This window comes from Litchfieldia alkalitelluris (assembly GCF_002019645.1).
In the GTDB taxonomy this organism is placed as follows: Bacteria; Bacillota; Bacilli; order Bacillales; family Bacillaceae_L; genus Litchfieldia; species Litchfieldia alkalitelluris.
On record NZ_KV917374.1, the window covers coordinates 534,072 to 549,740 of the forward strand.

General features: G+C 39.7%; 11 protein-coding genes. 10 read left to right on the top strand and 1 reads right to left on the bottom strand.

The window, feature by feature from the left end; all coding sequences use genetic code 11:
• The first annotated feature begins 78 nt into the window (after positions 1-78).
• The 8 genes from BK579_RS02605 to BK579_RS02645 all read left to right on the top strand — a co-directional run bounded on the left by BK579_RS02605 (position 79) and on the right by BK579_RS02645 (position 11,850).
• A complete protein-coding gene (locus tag BK579_RS02605) occupies positions 79-1,260 on the top strand; it encodes an acetyl-CoA C-acetyltransferase (protein WP_078543389.1) in 1,182 nt (393 codons plus the stop codon).
• An 18-nt stretch (positions 1,261-1,278) separates the two neighbouring features.
• Positions 1,279-2,133 (top strand): 3-hydroxybutyryl-CoA dehydrogenase, encoded by an 855-nt coding sequence (locus BK579_RS02610; protein WP_078543390.1) that lies wholly within the window; start codon positions 1,279-1,281, stop codon positions 2,131-2,133.
• 24 nt (positions 2,134-2,157) lie between these two features.
• The gene (locus tag BK579_RS02615; protein WP_078543391.1) at positions 2,158-3,291 is read left to right on the top strand and encodes an acyl-CoA dehydrogenase; all 1,134 of its coding nucleotides are present in this window, start codon (positions 2,158-2,160) and stop codon (positions 3,289-3,291) included.
• Positions 3,292-3,307: 16 nt separating this feature from the next.
• Positions 3,308-4,447, top strand: a complete 1,140-nt coding sequence (locus BK579_RS02620; RefSeq protein WP_078543392.1) for an acyl-CoA dehydrogenase — start codon at positions 3,308-3,310, stop codon at positions 4,445-4,447.
• A 73-nt stretch (positions 4,448-4,520) separates the two neighbouring features.
• A complete protein-coding gene (locus tag BK579_RS02625; RefSeq protein WP_078543393.1) occupies positions 4,521-5,147 on the top strand; it encodes a TetR/AcrR family transcriptional regulator in 627 nt (208 codons plus the stop codon).
• An 88-nt stretch (positions 5,148-5,235) separates the two neighbouring features.
• Positions 5,236-8,496 (top strand): fused isobutyryl-CoA mutase/GTPase IcmF, encoded by a 3,261-nt coding sequence (icmF, locus tag BK579_RS02630; RefSeq protein WP_078543394.1) that lies wholly within the window; start codon positions 5,236-5,238, stop codon positions 8,494-8,496.
• A gap of 850 nt (positions 8,497-9,346) precedes the next feature.
• Positions 9,347-9,925, top strand: coding sequence for a DNA-directed RNA polymerase subunit delta (gene rpoE, locus BK579_RS02640; RefSeq protein ID WP_078543396.1), 579 nt, complete (start codon positions 9,347-9,349; stop codon positions 9,923-9,925).
• Between the two features lie 317 nt (positions 9,926-10,242).
• Positions 10,243-11,850, top strand: a complete 1,608-nt coding sequence (locus tag BK579_RS02645) for a CTP synthase (protein ID WP_078543397.1) — start codon at positions 10,243-10,245, stop codon at positions 11,848-11,850.
• Positions 11,851-12,428: 578 nt separating this feature from the next.
• On the opposite strand, the gene BK579_RS02650 is transcribed toward BK579_RS02645, so the two are convergent.
• Positions 12,429-13,316: a serine hydrolase domain-containing protein gene (locus tag BK579_RS02650; RefSeq protein WP_078543398.1), complete on the bottom strand. Its 888-nt coding sequence runs from the start codon at positions 13,314-13,316 to the stop codon at positions 12,429-12,431.
• A gap of 534 nt (positions 13,317-13,850) precedes the next feature.
• On the opposite strand from BK579_RS02650, the gene pxpB reads away from it, so the two are divergent.
• Positions 13,851-14,576 (top strand): 5-oxoprolinase subunit PxpB, encoded by a 726-nt coding sequence (gene pxpB / locus BK579_RS02655; RefSeq protein ID WP_078543399.1) that lies wholly within the window; start codon positions 13,851-13,853, stop codon positions 14,574-14,576.
• Positions 14,560-15,630, top strand: coding sequence for a 5-oxoprolinase subunit C family protein (locus BK579_RS02660; protein WP_078543400.1), 1,071 nt, complete (start codon positions 14,560-14,562; stop codon positions 15,628-15,630). Before pxpB ends, BK579_RS02660 begins: the two co-directional genes overlap by 17 nt.
• Positions 15,631-15,669 lie beyond the last annotated feature (39 nt).

Below are 15,669 nucleotides of genomic sequence, written 5' to 3' on the forward strand. Positions count from 1 at the left end.
TAGAAGATTTCTAATTGTCGAATTTATATAGAGGCAATTAAATGTAAGCGATTACTAATAAATTCGGGGGGATTTATGATGGGGAAAACAGTCATTTTAGGCGGTGCGAGAACTCCAGTTGGAAAGTTCGGTGGCGCTTTAAGTTCGTTGACAGCATCTGAACTTGGTGGAATTGCAATCAAAGAGGCCCTTAATCGGACAAATTTAGCAGCTGAAGACATTGATGAAGTGATCATTGGAAATGTTCTACAAGGGGGACAAGGACAAATTCCATCAAGGCAGGCAGCTAGACATGCAGGAATACCGTGGAATGTAAAGACAGAAACAATAAATAAAGTATGCGCATCTGGTTTTAGAAGTGTGACTTTAGCCGACCAACTGATTCGATTAGGGGATGAAGAAGTGATTGTTGCTGGTGGGATGGAGTCAATGAGTAATGCGCCTTATATTTTACCAAAAGCACGCTGGGGTCTTCGAATGGGGGACAGCAGTGTGAAGGATATGATGATTCACGATGGATTAACATGTAGCTTTGATGGTGTCCATATGGGAGTTTACGGAAGTGGAACTGCAAAGGATCTTGAGATATCGCGAAAAGCACAGGATGAATGGGCGCTAAGAAGTCACCAACGTGCTGTAGCAGCGCTCGAATCAGGTAGACTTTCAGAGGAGATTGTCTCGGTCGAAATAAAGGATCGGAAAGGGAAAATTTCTGTGGTTGAGCATGATGAGGGGCCTCGAAAGGATACTTCACTCGAAAAATTATCATCACTTTCTCCTGTATTTAATGCAGATGGAACGATCACTGCAGGGAATGCACCTGGGATCAATGATGGAGCTGCAGCACTCGTTTTAATGAGTGAAGAGCGTGCTGCAAAAGAAGGAAGAGAGTCACTTGGATTGATCCTTGGACACGCTGAAATTGCGGTAGAGGCAAAAGATTTTCCGAAAACACCAGGTCTTGTTATTGAGAAGCTTTTAAAGAAAACAGGGAAGAGTGTCGATGACATCGACTTATTTGAAATTAATGAGGCATTTGCTGCTGTTTCGTTAGCTAGTATTCAGTTAGCTGGAATAAACCCAGAAAAGGTGAATGTAAATGGAGGAGCAGTTGCACTTGGTCATCCAATTGGCGCGAGTGGCACAAGAATTATTTTAACACTTGTACATGAATTAAAGCGACGAGGTGGAGGTCTAGGTATTGCTGCCATTTGTAGTGGTGGAGGGCAAGGAGATGCGATCTTAATTGAAGTCAAGTAGGTACAAGGGGGAGAAAACATGAGCATTGGACAGGTAATGGTTGTCGGTGCAGGGCAAATGGGATCTGGAATTGCACAGGTTTGTGCAGCTGCTGGGTACTCGGTGTTTCTTTATGACTTAAATGAAGATGGCCTAGAAAAAGGCTACCAAACAATAAAAGCTAATTTACAACGACAGGTTGATAAGGGACGAATCACTTCGGATGAAAGAGACAAGGTACTAGGTAACTTAACACCAACTTCTAAATTATATGACGGAGTTCAATCCGATCTTTTTATTGAAGCGATCGTGGAAAACATAGAGGTAAAGAAACAGCTTTTTAAGAAGCTTTCCGATATTTCAAAACCGACCGCCATTTTAGCATCCAACACATCTTCACTACCGATAACAGAGATTGCTGCAGCAACAAGCTGTCCAGAACGTGTTATCGGGATGCATTTTATGAATCCTGTACCAGTTATGAAGCTAGTCGAGGTGATTAGAGGATTAGCAACGAGTGATGATGTATTTAATCAAGTTGCAGACATGACGGAAAACTTAAAGAAAGTCGCTGTCGAGGTGAATGATTTTCCTGGATTTGTATCTAATCGAGTGTTAATGCCGATGATTAATGAAGCTATTTTTACCGTTTATGAAGGGGTGGCTACTCCTGAGGTGGTCGATGAGGTGATGAAATTGGGTATGAATCATCCTATGGGACCATTAACATTAGCTGATTTTATTGGACTTGATACATGTCTTTACATTATGGAAACTCTACATGAAGGCTTTGGTGATGATAAATACCGACCATGCCCATTACTTCGAAAGTATGTGAGTGCAGGCTGGTTGGGTCGTAAAACGGGTCGAGGATTTTATCAATATAGTCAATAAAAAATTTTAGCTGGAGGCATCCTCATGAATCTGCAATTTACACACGAACAAGAAATGATGAGGAAAATGGTACGGGATTTTGCTAGAGAAGAAGTGAAGCCATTTATAGAGCGAATGGAGCAAGGTGAATTTCCTAGAGAAGTCCTAAAGAAAATGGCGGAGCTCGGGTTGATGGGAATTACAGCACCAAGTCAATATGGCGGAGCAGAGATGGATTTTACCTCTTATATTATCGCTATTCATGAGCTATCAAAGGTAAGTGCAACAGTTGGGGTTATTTTATCAGTCCACACGTCTGTAGGAACGAATCCAATACTTGCTTTTGGAACCGCTTATCAAAAGGAAAGATATGTACCGAAACTGGCTAGTGGGGAGTATTTAGGGGCATTTTGTTTAACTGAACCAAGTTCTGGTTCAGACGCAGCGAGCTTAAAAACAAAAGCAGTCAAACAAGGTGATTTTTATTTTTTAAACGGATCGAAAATCTTCATCACTAATGGTGGTGAAGCAGACGTATATATTGTTTTTGCACGCACAAATCCAGAGATACCGGGAAGTAAGGGCATTAGTGCGTTTATTGTAGATAAAGATACGGAAGGCTTTTTCATTGGTAAAGATGAGAAAAAGATGGGTCTACATGGGTCAAGAACCGTTTCATTGAGTTTCGAGAATGCTAAAGTGCCTGCAAGTAATCTCCTAGGAGCAGAAGGAGACGGCTTCAAGGTTGCACTAGCTAATTTAGAGGTTGGACGTATTGGAATTGCAGCACAAGCATTAGGAATCGCCGAAGCTGCACTAGAACATGCAACGAATTATGCCAAGGAGCGAGTTCAGTTTGGGAAGCCAATAGCTCATCAACAGGGAGTTGGCTTTAAGCTCGCAGATATGGCGACGTCTGTTGAGGCTGCAAAGCTATTAGTCTATCAAGCAGCTGATTTACGGACAAAAGGAATTCCATGTGGCAAACAAGCATCAATGGCGAAGCTGTTTGCTTCAAAAACAGCGATGGAGGTAGCCACTGAGGCAATTCAAGTGTATGGCGGGTATGGATACACAAAGGAATACCCAGTTGAGCGTTTTTTCCGAGATGCCAAAGTATGTGAGATTTATGAGGGAACGAGTGAAATCCAACGATTAGTCATTAGCAAGAGCTTATAAGGTGGGTGTATTCAACATGAACTTTAAATTAAGTGAAGAACATGAAATGATCCGGAAAATGGTTAGAAGTTTTGCAACGAATGAAGTGGCACCAACTGCAGCCGAAAGAGATGAAGAGGAACGATTTGATCGAGAAATTTTTAATAAAATGGCTGAGTTAGGGCTTACTGGTATCCCATGGCCAGAAGAATATGGCGGAATTGGGAGTGACTATTTAGCTTATTGTATCGCAGTAGAAGAATTATCAAGAGTATGTGCATCCATAGGTGTAACTCTGTCAGCACATACCTCCCTTGCAGGCTGGCCTGTTTACAAATTTGGGACGGAACAACAAAAACAAAAATACTTAAGACCGATGGCTGAGGGCAAGAAGATGGGAGCATATGGACTTACTGAGTCAGGCTCCGGGTCTGATGCTGGTGCAATGAAAACGACAGCCGTACTAGATGGCGACGATTATATTTTAAATGGCTCGAAAATCTTTATTACAAATGGCGGAGAAGCAGAAATCTATATTGTGTTCGCTTTGACAGATCCAACATCAAAGCATAAAGGAACAAGTGCATTTATCGTAGAAAGTAACATGCCAGGATTTTCGGTAGGGAAGAAAGAGAAAAAGTTAGGAATCCGTTCATCACCAACAACGGAAATTATTTTTGAGGATTGTCGTGTACCAAAAGAAAATCTTTTAGGTGAGGAAGGTCAAGGCTTTAAGATTGCAATGATGACGTTAGACGGTGGTAGAAATGGAATTGCCGCACAAGCAGTCGGGATTGCTCAAGGGGCATTAGATGCAGCTGTTGACTACTCAAAGGAGCGCGTTCAATTCGGTAAACCCATATCTGCCCAACAAGGAGTCGGCTTTAAGCTAGCAGATATGGCGACAAGTATTGAAGCAGCTCGCCTTTTAACGTATCAGGCGGCTTGGCTCGAATCGGAAGGACTGCCTTACGGAAAAGAATCAGCGATGTCTAAACTGTTTGCGGGTGATACCGCAATGAAGGTGACAACAGACGCGGTTCAAGTCTTTGGTGGGTATGGCTATACGAAGGATTATCCCGTTGAGCGGTTTATGAGAGATGCAAAAATTACACAAATCTATGAAGGCACTCAGGAAATTCAAAGGCTTGTGATTTCAAGAATGTTAACAAATTAGATAGAGATAACTTTAGCTAGGGAGATATAAATGATTTCTCTAGCTGTATTTTGTAAAGGGGATGTGATGAAATGTGCAAAAGCGGACGGTTCATGCTTCAGTAAAGGACGAACGATTAATAAAAAAGCGCCGTGATCAAATGATTAAAGGGGCAGTTACTCTTTTTAAACAAAAGGGGTTTCATCGGACAACAACAAGAGAAATCGCGAAAGCGGCTGGATTTAGTATAGGCACGCTCTATGAATATATTAAAAGTAAAGAAGATATACTCTATTTAGTTTGTGATAGCATTTATGACCATGTAACTGAACGGTTGGAGGAGGCTATTAATTCCCGAGCAGGTAGTCTTCAAAGTCTTAAACAAGCAATCGCCCATCATTTTAGAGTGATGGATGAAATGCAGGACGAGGTACTTGTTATGTATCAGGAAGCAAAGTCATTATCTAAGGATGCCCTTCCATATGTGCTGAATAAGGAGAATGATTTAGCAAAAGTATTTGAAAAGATGATTATAAGCTGTGTTGAAAATGGTGAACTAGAGATTAAAGAAGCAGAAATTCCGCTAATTGCTCACAGTATCATTGTTCAAGGACAAATGTGGGGATTCAGACGCTGGGTATTGCAAAAACACTATACTCTTGATGAATATATTAATATCCAAACAAACCTTATCTTAAATGGCTTAACCAAAAAGTTGTAGTAGAGGAAGTTCGGGAAATTCGGGTAGTGACACTACGCAAAGAGTTCGACAAAATTCGGGCGGTGACAGGCACCGCCCGAAAAGGAGGATGACTGTGGAAAGGTATAGGTCCCAAAATCATGTGCGGTTTATTACGGCGTCGAGTTTGTTTGATGGGCACGATGCGTCGATTAATATTATGAGGAGGATGCTTCAGGCGAGCGGGGCAGAGGTGATTCATCTTGGGCATAATCGTTCGGTTGATGAGATTGTGAAGGCGGCTATCCAGGAGGATGTTCAGGGGATAGCGGTGTCATCTTATCAAGGGGGGCATGTTGAATATTTCAAGTATATGTATGATTGCTTGCAGGAAAAGGGTGCAAGTCATATAAAAATATATGGTGGTGGCGGTGGTGTCATCATTCCGCGAGAGATTAAAGAGCTCCATGAGTATGGAATTGCACGAATTTTCTCACCTGAAGACGGACGAAAATTAGGACTTCAGGGCATGATTGATAAGATGATGGTGGAGTGTGATTACGCTCTTACAGCTAAAGTAAACGATGAAATCGAAAGACTTAAAGAGGGCGAAGACCAAGCGATCGCAAGACTGATTACAATTGCGGAAAATCGGTTAGATCATACAAATGAAGTTGCGGCAACAGCTGAAACGGTGTTAGAAAAAGTAAAGGATTTAGCAAGGGATATACCTGTCGTGGGAATTACAGGAACAGGTGGAGCGGGTAAAAGCTCATTAACGGATGAATTAATACGAAGATTTATTAATGAAATGCCAACAAAAAAGGTGGCGATTGTATCAATCGATCCCACGAAGCAAAAAACGGGTGGAGCACTTCTAGGTGATAGAATTCGAATGAATGCTATATTTTCCCCAAATGTCTATATGCGGAGCTTAGCCACAAGACAATCCAAGTCAGAGCTTTCTTTAGCGATAAAAGATGCTTTAACGGTATTAAAGGCAGCTGATTTTGACCTGATTATCGTTGAAACGAGTGGAATAGGTCAAGGTGATGCAGAGATTATGGAGATATGTGATCTTGCATTGTATGTCATGACGAGTGAATTTGGGGCACCTTCTCAGCTTGAAAAAATTGATATGATTGACTACGCGGACCTTATCGTCATTAACAAATTTGAACGAAAAGGCTCAGAGGATGCGAAACGACAGGTTCAAAAACAATATCAGCGAAGTCACTTGTTTTTCGAGAAAGAGCTAGATGAGATGCCTGTTTATGGTACCATAGCAAGTCAATTTAATGATCCTGGAACGAACACGCTTTTTGTGGCACTAATTAATCTTATTAATGAAAAATTCAATTTTAGCTGGCAAACGACTTTAGAAAAAACAATTGAAGTTCAAAAGCAAACCGTCATTATACCAACTGATCGTCGATATTATTTACGTGAGATATCTGAAACGGTTCGCAATTATCATAAAAAAGCAGAAGAACAAGTGAACTATGCCCGTAAACTATTTCAAATTCAAGGTACGATTGAAGCTCTAGGGATGAACAATACGAGTGAGGAGATAAAACAACCTCTTTATGACCTGCAAACTGAGTATGAAAATAAGTTAACAGATGAGTCGAAGAAGATTTTAGATCAATGGCATGAGCAAAAAGCAATTTATGCAAAAGAGAAAATGATTACAAAAATTAGAGATAAAGAGATTGTAACCATCCTCAGAACGGTAAGTCTATCGGGATTATCGATTGCTAAAATTTCTCTTCCTAAATACGAAGACTTTGGAGAAATTTTAAGGTGGGTATATAGAGAAAATGTGCCAGGCTCCTTTCCTTTTACTGCAGGAGTATTTCCATTTAAAAGAGAGGGAGAAGATCCGAAAAGACAATTTGCAGGTGAAGGCACCCCCGATCGAACAAACCGTCGCTTTCATTACTTATCAAAAGATGATTCAGCAAAAAGACTGAGCACCGCCTTTGATTCCGTCACACTATATGGCGAGGATCCGGCATACAGACCTGATATTTATGGTAAGGTTGGCGAGAGTGGTGTAAGCGTTTGCAATCTTGATGATATGAAAAAATTATATGCTGGGTTTGATTTATGTCATCCATCAACATCGGTTTCAATGACCATTAATGGTCCAGCACCAATCATTTTAGCGATGTTTATGAACACAGCCATTTATCAACAGGTCGAAAAAACAATCCAACAGCTAGGACGATCTCTTACTGATGAGGAATACGATGAAGTGAAAAACAGAACACTTCAAACGGTTAGAGGAACAGTTCAAGCTGATATTTTAAAAGAAGATCAAGGCCAAAATACGTGTATTTTCTCAACAGAGTTTGCCTTACGAATGATGGGAGATATTCAGGAATATTTTATAAAAAATAAAGTAAGAAACTATTATTCAGTTTCTATTTCCGGATATCATATTGCTGAAGCAGGGGCTAATCCGATATCTCAGCTCGCATTTACATTATCAAATGGCTTCACATATGTGGAGTATTATTTAAGCCGTGGGATGAATATCGATGATTTCGCTCCCAACCTGTCATTCTTCTTCAGTAATGGACTTGATCCTGAATACACGGTGATTGGTCGTGTAGCAAGACGAATTTGGGCAACTGTAATGAGAGATAAATATGGTGCAAATGAGAGAAGTCAAAAGCTTAAGTATCATATTCAAACATCTGGACGATCACTGCATGCTCAAGAAATTGATTTTAATGATATAAGAACAACTTTACAAGCCTTGATGGCACTTCATGATAATTGTAATTCGTTGCATACAAATGCCTATGATGAAGCTATCACGACACCGACTGAAGAATCAGTTCGACGTGCGATGGCGATTCAAATGATTATCACTAAAGAACATGGGCTAACAAAAAATGAAAACCCATTACAGGGTTCATTTATTGTTGAGGAATTAACAGATCTTGTTGAAGAAGCAGTATTACAGGAATTCGAACGAATCAATGATCGTGGCGGAGTGTTAGGTGCGATGGAAACTCAATATCAGCGTGGGAAAATTCAAGATGAGTCGATGTTTTATGAAATGAAAAAACATACGGGAGAGCTTCCGATCATTGGGGTGAATACCTATCTAAATCCAAATCCACCATCAGAGGAAGATTTGAATAGCATTGAATTAGCCAGAGCGTCAAAGGAAGAAAAGGAGCTTCAGATACAAAATTTAAATGAGTTTAAAACGAGAAATCAATCAAAGGTTGATGAAGCGTTGGTGAAATTAAAGCAGGCTGCTGTTAATAATGAGAATATATTTGAACAGTTACTTGAGACGGTTCAAGTAGCGAGTTTAGGTCAAATTACGAATGCCCTTTATGAGGTCGGGGGGCAGTATCGCCGGAATATGTAATGTGTATGGTGTCAGGTGCCAAGGGAAACTATATGGTATCTGGCAGCTTTTTTTAGTGGGCCAAATTATGGTGTTTATCTTCAAAATAACTTAGGTTGCGGAGTTCCAATCGCTGCGATCCACTTTCCGGATATCGCGGGGGTGGTTTGTGAGCGTCCCGTGTCGAAGCTGTGCTCCTGTGTGGTTGTCTGAATGCTTTTACTGATACTGAAAGCCGAAGAGGGAACGAAAGACGTTGTCAGATTCCCTTGCTGGTGGCAAAAGTCGAAAAAAGGGAACGAAAGGTGCTGTCAGATTCCTTTACTGGTGCTAAAAGTCGAAGAAAGGGAACGAAAGGTGCTGTCAGATTCCTTTACTGGTGCTAAAAGTCGAAGAAAGGGAACGAAAGGTGCTGTCAGATTCCTTTACTGGTGCTAAAAGTCGAAGAAAGGGAACGAAAGGTGCTGTCAGATTCCTTTACTGGTGCTAAAAGTCGAAGAAAGGGAACGAAAGACGTTGTCAGATTCCCTTGCTGATGTCAAAAGTCGAAGAAAGGGAACGAAAGACGTTGTCAGATTCCCTTGCTGATGCTAAAAGTCGAAGAAAGGGAACGAAAGGCGCTGTCTGAATCTCGATTGATCTTTGTGGTGCCATCCAGCACTTGAAGTTGTTATCAATGCTTCTCAACTTTTTGTGATTTTTACATTTTTTCGAGATTATGTATAATAAGGTAGCATAAACTAGTTGATTTTGTTTATAATGAATGATATGTGTATTCTAGGACAAATATGGCAACAGCTTTGTACTACATAAATTTTAATCATATTACATATTAGTAAATGAATTTTTACAATTGAAAGGGAGTGCCTTCATGGCTGTGGAACAATACTCACCAGAACAATTAAAAGAAATGTCAATGCTAGAGGTTGCATATCTAGTATTTAAAAGTAAAAAGCAAGCAATCACATTTAATCAATTATTAGATGAGGTTGTTGGGATATTAGGTCTTTCCAAGGCGCAAGTGAACTCAAAGGTTGCTCAATTTTATACAGATATCAACATCGACGGTCGTTTTATTTGTATCGGTGAAGCTGGTTGGGGACTTAGAAGCTGGTACCCATATGAGCAAATAGACGAAGAAGTAACAACACCAATCAAGCCTAAGAAGAAGAAGGCTAAAAAAGCAGCAGAAGATGATGATTTAGATGTATTAGATTATGACGAAGAAGAATTAGATTATGATGATTTAGATGAGTACGAAGAGGAAGATCTTGATGAGGATCTTGATGAAGAAGACGACGATGATGCAGATGAAGTTGATGCTGATTTCGATGAAGATGATAGCTTCGACGATGAAGAAGATGAGCTTGTCGAGGAAGAAGATGAGTTTGAACTAGAAGATGATCTTGATGAAGAAGAACTAGATGAAGAGGAAGATGAAGAACTCTAAGTCACATCTTGACTTTTTAAAACGGACTATGTACAATACTTTTTGGGCTCTATAAAAAGAGTGATGATTACATTTAATGTTTCGCTCCCTTACATTTGTAAGTGGAGCGTTTTTATTTTTATAGGATATTCTTAAATACCTTTTTATAAATGGATTACATCTCCACCTCCTCCGAATTGGCAATCTCCAGTAATGGGTATATTCTTCGACTAAAAGCACGGAAATAGCCTACAAAAAAGTTTCGCCTAATTTACAAATCATTTTCGCTCTTTTTGAGCAAACTTTAACTAACATTTAGAATCGAAAGGGGAAAGACGATGACAAAGTATATTTTTGTAACAGGTGGCGTAGTATCTTCGCTCGGAAAAGGGATCGTTGCAGCGTCATTAGGACGATTATTGAAAAATAGAGGTTTAAGTGTAACAATTCAAAAGTTTGATCCATACATAAACGTTGACCCAGGAACAATGAGTCCTTATCAGCACGGTGAGGTTTTTGTTACGGATGATGGTGCGGAAACAGACCTTGACTTAGGTCACTATGAACGTTTTATTGATATTAACTTATCTAAATTAAGCAATGTTACTACAGGTAAAATCTACTCAACGGTTTTAAGAAAAGAACGCCGTGGTGATTATCTTGGAGGAACGGTTCAGGTTATTCCACATATCACAAATGAAATTAAAGAGCGTGTTTTTAGAGCAGGTAGAGAAACGAACGCGGATGTGGTTATCACAGAAATAGGTGGAACAGTTGGTGATATCGAGTCACTTCCATACCTAGAAGCAATTCGTCAGATTAAAAGTGATATCGGTCGTCAAAATGTAATGTATATTCACTGTACGCTAGTACCTTACATTAAGGCTGCAAAAGAAATGAAAACAAAACCAACTCAGCATAGTGTAAAAGAATTACGAAGCTTAGGAATTCAACCAAATGTGATTGTCGTTCGTACAGAAGCGCCGATCTCACAAGATATGAAAGATAAAATTGCGTTATTCTGTGATATTGATGAGCGAGCTGTTATCGAATCAAGAGATGCTGAAACTCTTTATTCAGTACCACTTGCCCTTCAAGATCAAAAACTTGATGAAATCACTTGTGAACATCTCCAACTAAACTGCAATGAAGCGGATATGACAGAGTGGAGAGAGCTTGTTGAACGAGTAACAAACCTTTCAAAAACAACGAAAATTGCGCTTGTAGGAAAATATGTTGAGTTACAAGATGCTTATATTTCAGTTGTCGAAGCTATGCGTCATGCGGGTTATGCTTTTGATGCAGATGTTTCTATTAAGTGGATTAACTCAGAAGAAGTAAATGCGGATAATGCAAACGAGTTATTATCTGATGTGGACGGAATCCTTGTTCCTGGTGGATTTGGAGATCGAGGAATCGAAGGGAAAATTTCAACGATTAAGTATGCCCGTGAAAATAAAATCCCGATGCTTGGGATATGTTTAGGCATGCAGCTTGCTAGCATCGAATTTGCACGTAATGTACTAGGGTTAGAAGGCGCACATTCAGCAGAAATCGCTCCTGAAACACCGTACCCAATCATTGACTTACTTCCAGAACAAAAGGATATTGAGGATTTAGGTGGAACATTACGACTTGGCCTTCAACCTTGTAAGTTAGTAGAAGGAACAAAGGCATATGAAGCTTACCAAGACGAGGTAGTCTATGAGCGTCATCGTCACCGTTATGAATTCAACAACCAATTCCGTCAAGCAATGGAAGCTGAAGGTTTTGTTTTCTCTGGGACAAGCCCAGATGGAAGACTTGTGGAAATCATTGAGCTAAAAGACCATCCATGGTTCGTAGCATCACAATTCCATCCAGAATTTATCTCAAGACCAACAAGACCACAACCATTATTCCGTGAATTCATTCATGCTTCACTCGTGAATTCTGAGAAGTTATAAGAGGTAAAGAATACACATTACTCATTGATTGAGGAAATGTGTATTCTTTTTTATTAGAATATTAAAGGGAATGTGGTAGACTACAATGCTACAGGTTTGCTTGATGATTGCTTATATCTGGTCGTGATTTGGGTGATTTCAGCGACTTCGATACATTGCCAAAGTAAAAGCAAGACGGAAGTGATCATAGGACCTCTATGATCCAGTTGCCAAGGCGAAAGCAAGGAGAAAGTAAATCATAGGCCTTCTATGATCCAGTTGCCTGAGCGAAAACAAGGAGAAAATGAATCATAGACCTTCTATGATCCAGTTGCCTGAGCGAAAACAAGGAGAAAGTGAATCATAGACCTTCTATGATCCAGTTGCCTGAGCGAAAACAAGGAGAAAGTGAATCAAAGGCCATCTATGATCAAGTTACGTGAACGAAAACGAGGAGAAAGTGAATCATAGTCCCTCTATGATGTAGCTGTCCAAACTAGACTAATCTCCAAACCTAATCTTTAGGATAGAATTCCATGCTAAGTGGATCATAGCGAATGGAACTCCGCATCATAAGTTATTTTCAGGGTCGCTTTTAATTAATACCGAACCGGAGAAAAAGGAATCAGTTTAGGTTCACTAACCGGTGATGTCTCTTGAGCTTCTAGAATCAATGAAAGCAGCTTTAATCTTTGCTTCTGAGAAACACCCTTTACTGACTTATGAAAGAAACCTTTCTTGTTTGAATCCACTTTATGAACAAAAACTAAATCTCTTACAGGAATAATATCAATAGATTGACCATACCTTCCCACAGCAGAAATTAATTTCAAATCTTTAAAGCTTCCCTCATCAGCCACCCACCAAAGATAACCATAACCATAAACAGACTTGGAAGGAACATCGAATTTAACAGAAGTGCTTTTCGCTATCCAAGATTGAGGGACGATTTGCTTATCTTTCCATTTACCATTATTTAAATACAGTAAGCCAAAACGGGCCAAATCTCTTGTAGACATTCGAAATAAGTACGCTGGGTGAACGGATTTGTTTTTATCATAATGATAGGTGGTTTCATCAAGCTGAAAATCTTCCATTCCAATAGGTTCTGCGATGTACTTTTGAAAATCTTGAAACAGATCTCCTTTTGTTTTGTGATTATAAATCGTCCCCAGTACATTAAAATCCCAGTTATTATAATAAAAATGAGTTCCAGGTGATTTTGAGCCGCGTTTTGGTCGTTTTGCCATCATACGTCTAGATTCTTCGCTTGCTGGATGATAAATTCCGGAGCTTGAAGACATTAACTGAGCAACGGTAGCTTCTTTTTCAGTAGATGATAAAGGTGAATGATCCTCAATACCAAGCATACCTACTGTATCGTTAAGTGAAAGATTCCCTTGATGAAGCTGGATACCATATAAGGAGTTCAGCAAGCTTTTTCGAATCGAATGAATATTGGTATTTGATGTAACATCTCTCCCCATGCGAATACTACTTTTCCATCTTGAATCACCATGGCTGCTGTTGAATGAAGGGACCTGAAGTAATCCTCAGCTACATCTAATTTGTGTTGTGACCATCCGGCTTGTTCTGGGGATTCATATTGTAACCAGGTTGATGAAACGTGTTCCTTCGGGGGAGGTTGATTTGAGGTGGCACTAAGTAAGAAGAAGCATAGCAAACCCAGTTAGAGTAATGAGAATTCTAAACACTTGAAATACCTCCCTAAAGATGCCTTTTTCACTATCTTTCCTAATGTAGGACATTATAAACAATGATTATCTAACATATTACTGCTATTCTTGAGAAAGCAAAGGCTAATCCAGCCAAATTATGTTTTTAGCTTGTCCCAACTCCCTATCCCTTGCTATAAAACTACTGTAAATTATATTATCAATATATAATATAGAAAATTCTCAATTTGTTGATTGCTCTTATAATTGATTAAATTCGTTTTTTTTATAGCGGTAAAACCAGTAAGCTATACCGAAATACAAATAGAAGGGAGAGGTATTATTTTGGAATACAAATTATCCCCGTTAGGTGATCAAGCCATCGTGATTGAACTTGGAGAATCCATTAGTCTAGCAATTCATGATAAAGTAAAACAACTGTCATCGATCTTTGATACATTTAATGAAGATTGGTTTGTAGAATACATCCCAGCCTTTGCAACGATCACAATATTCTACGATCCTGTGGTTATTGTGAAAAAATATAAAAGTATTCTATCTCCATATGAATATGTTTGTGAAAATATAAAAAAACTTATCGTATCAGAACCGTCGAAGGGTATAGCCGAAACTAGAACGATTCAAGTTCCAGTTTGTTATGAAGGAGAGTACGCTCCAGATTTACTTGATGTTGCCAGTTACAATCAGTTAACTCCTGAAGAGGTTGTTAAAATACATACATCTGGTGACTATACAGTCTATATGATCGGATTTGCCCCTGGATTTCCGTATGTTGGTGGAATGTCTGGAAAAATTGCAACCCCTAGAAAAGCAACACCTAGATTAAAGATTCCAGCTGGGTCAGTAGGAATTGCTGGGGAACAAACAGGAATTTATCCTTTGGAGACGCCGGGTGGTTGGCAGATCATTGGGCGGACACCTTTACAATTATTTCAACCAAATCAGGAGAGTCCGAGTTTACTAAGAGCAGGCGATAAACTTCAATTTTTCCCAATCACCTCTAAAGACTATGAGAATTATGGAGGTGTCCAACATGTTAAAAGTAATTAAGCCTGGGCTGTTATCAACTCTTCAGGATAAAGGAAGGGTTGGCTATCAAAAGTTTGGTGTTGTAACAAACGGGGCCATGGATCCTTTAGCCCACCGTCTTGCAAACATCCTCGTTGGAAATCAGGAAAATGAAGCAACACTTGAATGCACCATGGTAGGTCCAGTCGTCCATTTTGAAAGTGATACACTTATTTCAATTTGTGGTGCGGAGATGACACCGACAATTAATGGTGTTCCCGTTAAGTTATGGAGACCTGTGTTGGTCTATGGAGGAAGTGTGTTGAAATTCGGTCATGCAGAAAAAGGGTGTAGGGCCTATCTTGCCGTTGCAGGTGGATACCATATTCAATCTGTGATGGAAAGTAAATCAACCTACTTAAGAGCAAAATTCGGTGGATACCATGGGAGAACGCTTCAATCAGGTGATATTTTGAAATTCGGCGAAATGAGTGAACTATCACAAAAAATATTCATGTATCTCGATAAAAGTACAAAAGAAAGTCCAGCATCATTCTCTGCTGCTACCTGGTCTGTCTCACAGAATGCCATCCCTTTTTATAAAAAAAATCCACTGGTTCGAATTATAGGAGGAAGGCAATTTCATTTATTTTCGGAAGAAAGCAAGAACGACTTTCTTCAATCATCCTATAAAATCACTTCACAATCTGATCGAATGGGATATAGGTTAAATGGTCCTTTATTAAAATTAGAAACAGGACGAGAAATGTTATCGGAAGCGGTTTCTTTTGGCACAGTCCAAGTTCCCGCGGATGGTCAACCGATTATTTTAATGGCAGACCGGCAGACAACAGGAGGTTATCCTAAAATTGCGCAAATCATCACCGTAGATCTTCCGGCGATTGCTCAAGCATCTCCAAATGAAGAAATCACCTTCTTAGAAATTAGTCATCAAGAGGCGGAACAGCTTTTAATTACACAGGAAGAAACCATAGCTGAACTAAAACAAGGGGTATTACAGCCTTTCCTGAACGGGAAAGCCTACTCCTTCAGGCGTGGGATGAAAGTGAAGTCGAATACGGAGTGCCACTGGTAAACCGAAGGTTTGTGGTGCTTCAAGTATTTGAAAGATTAG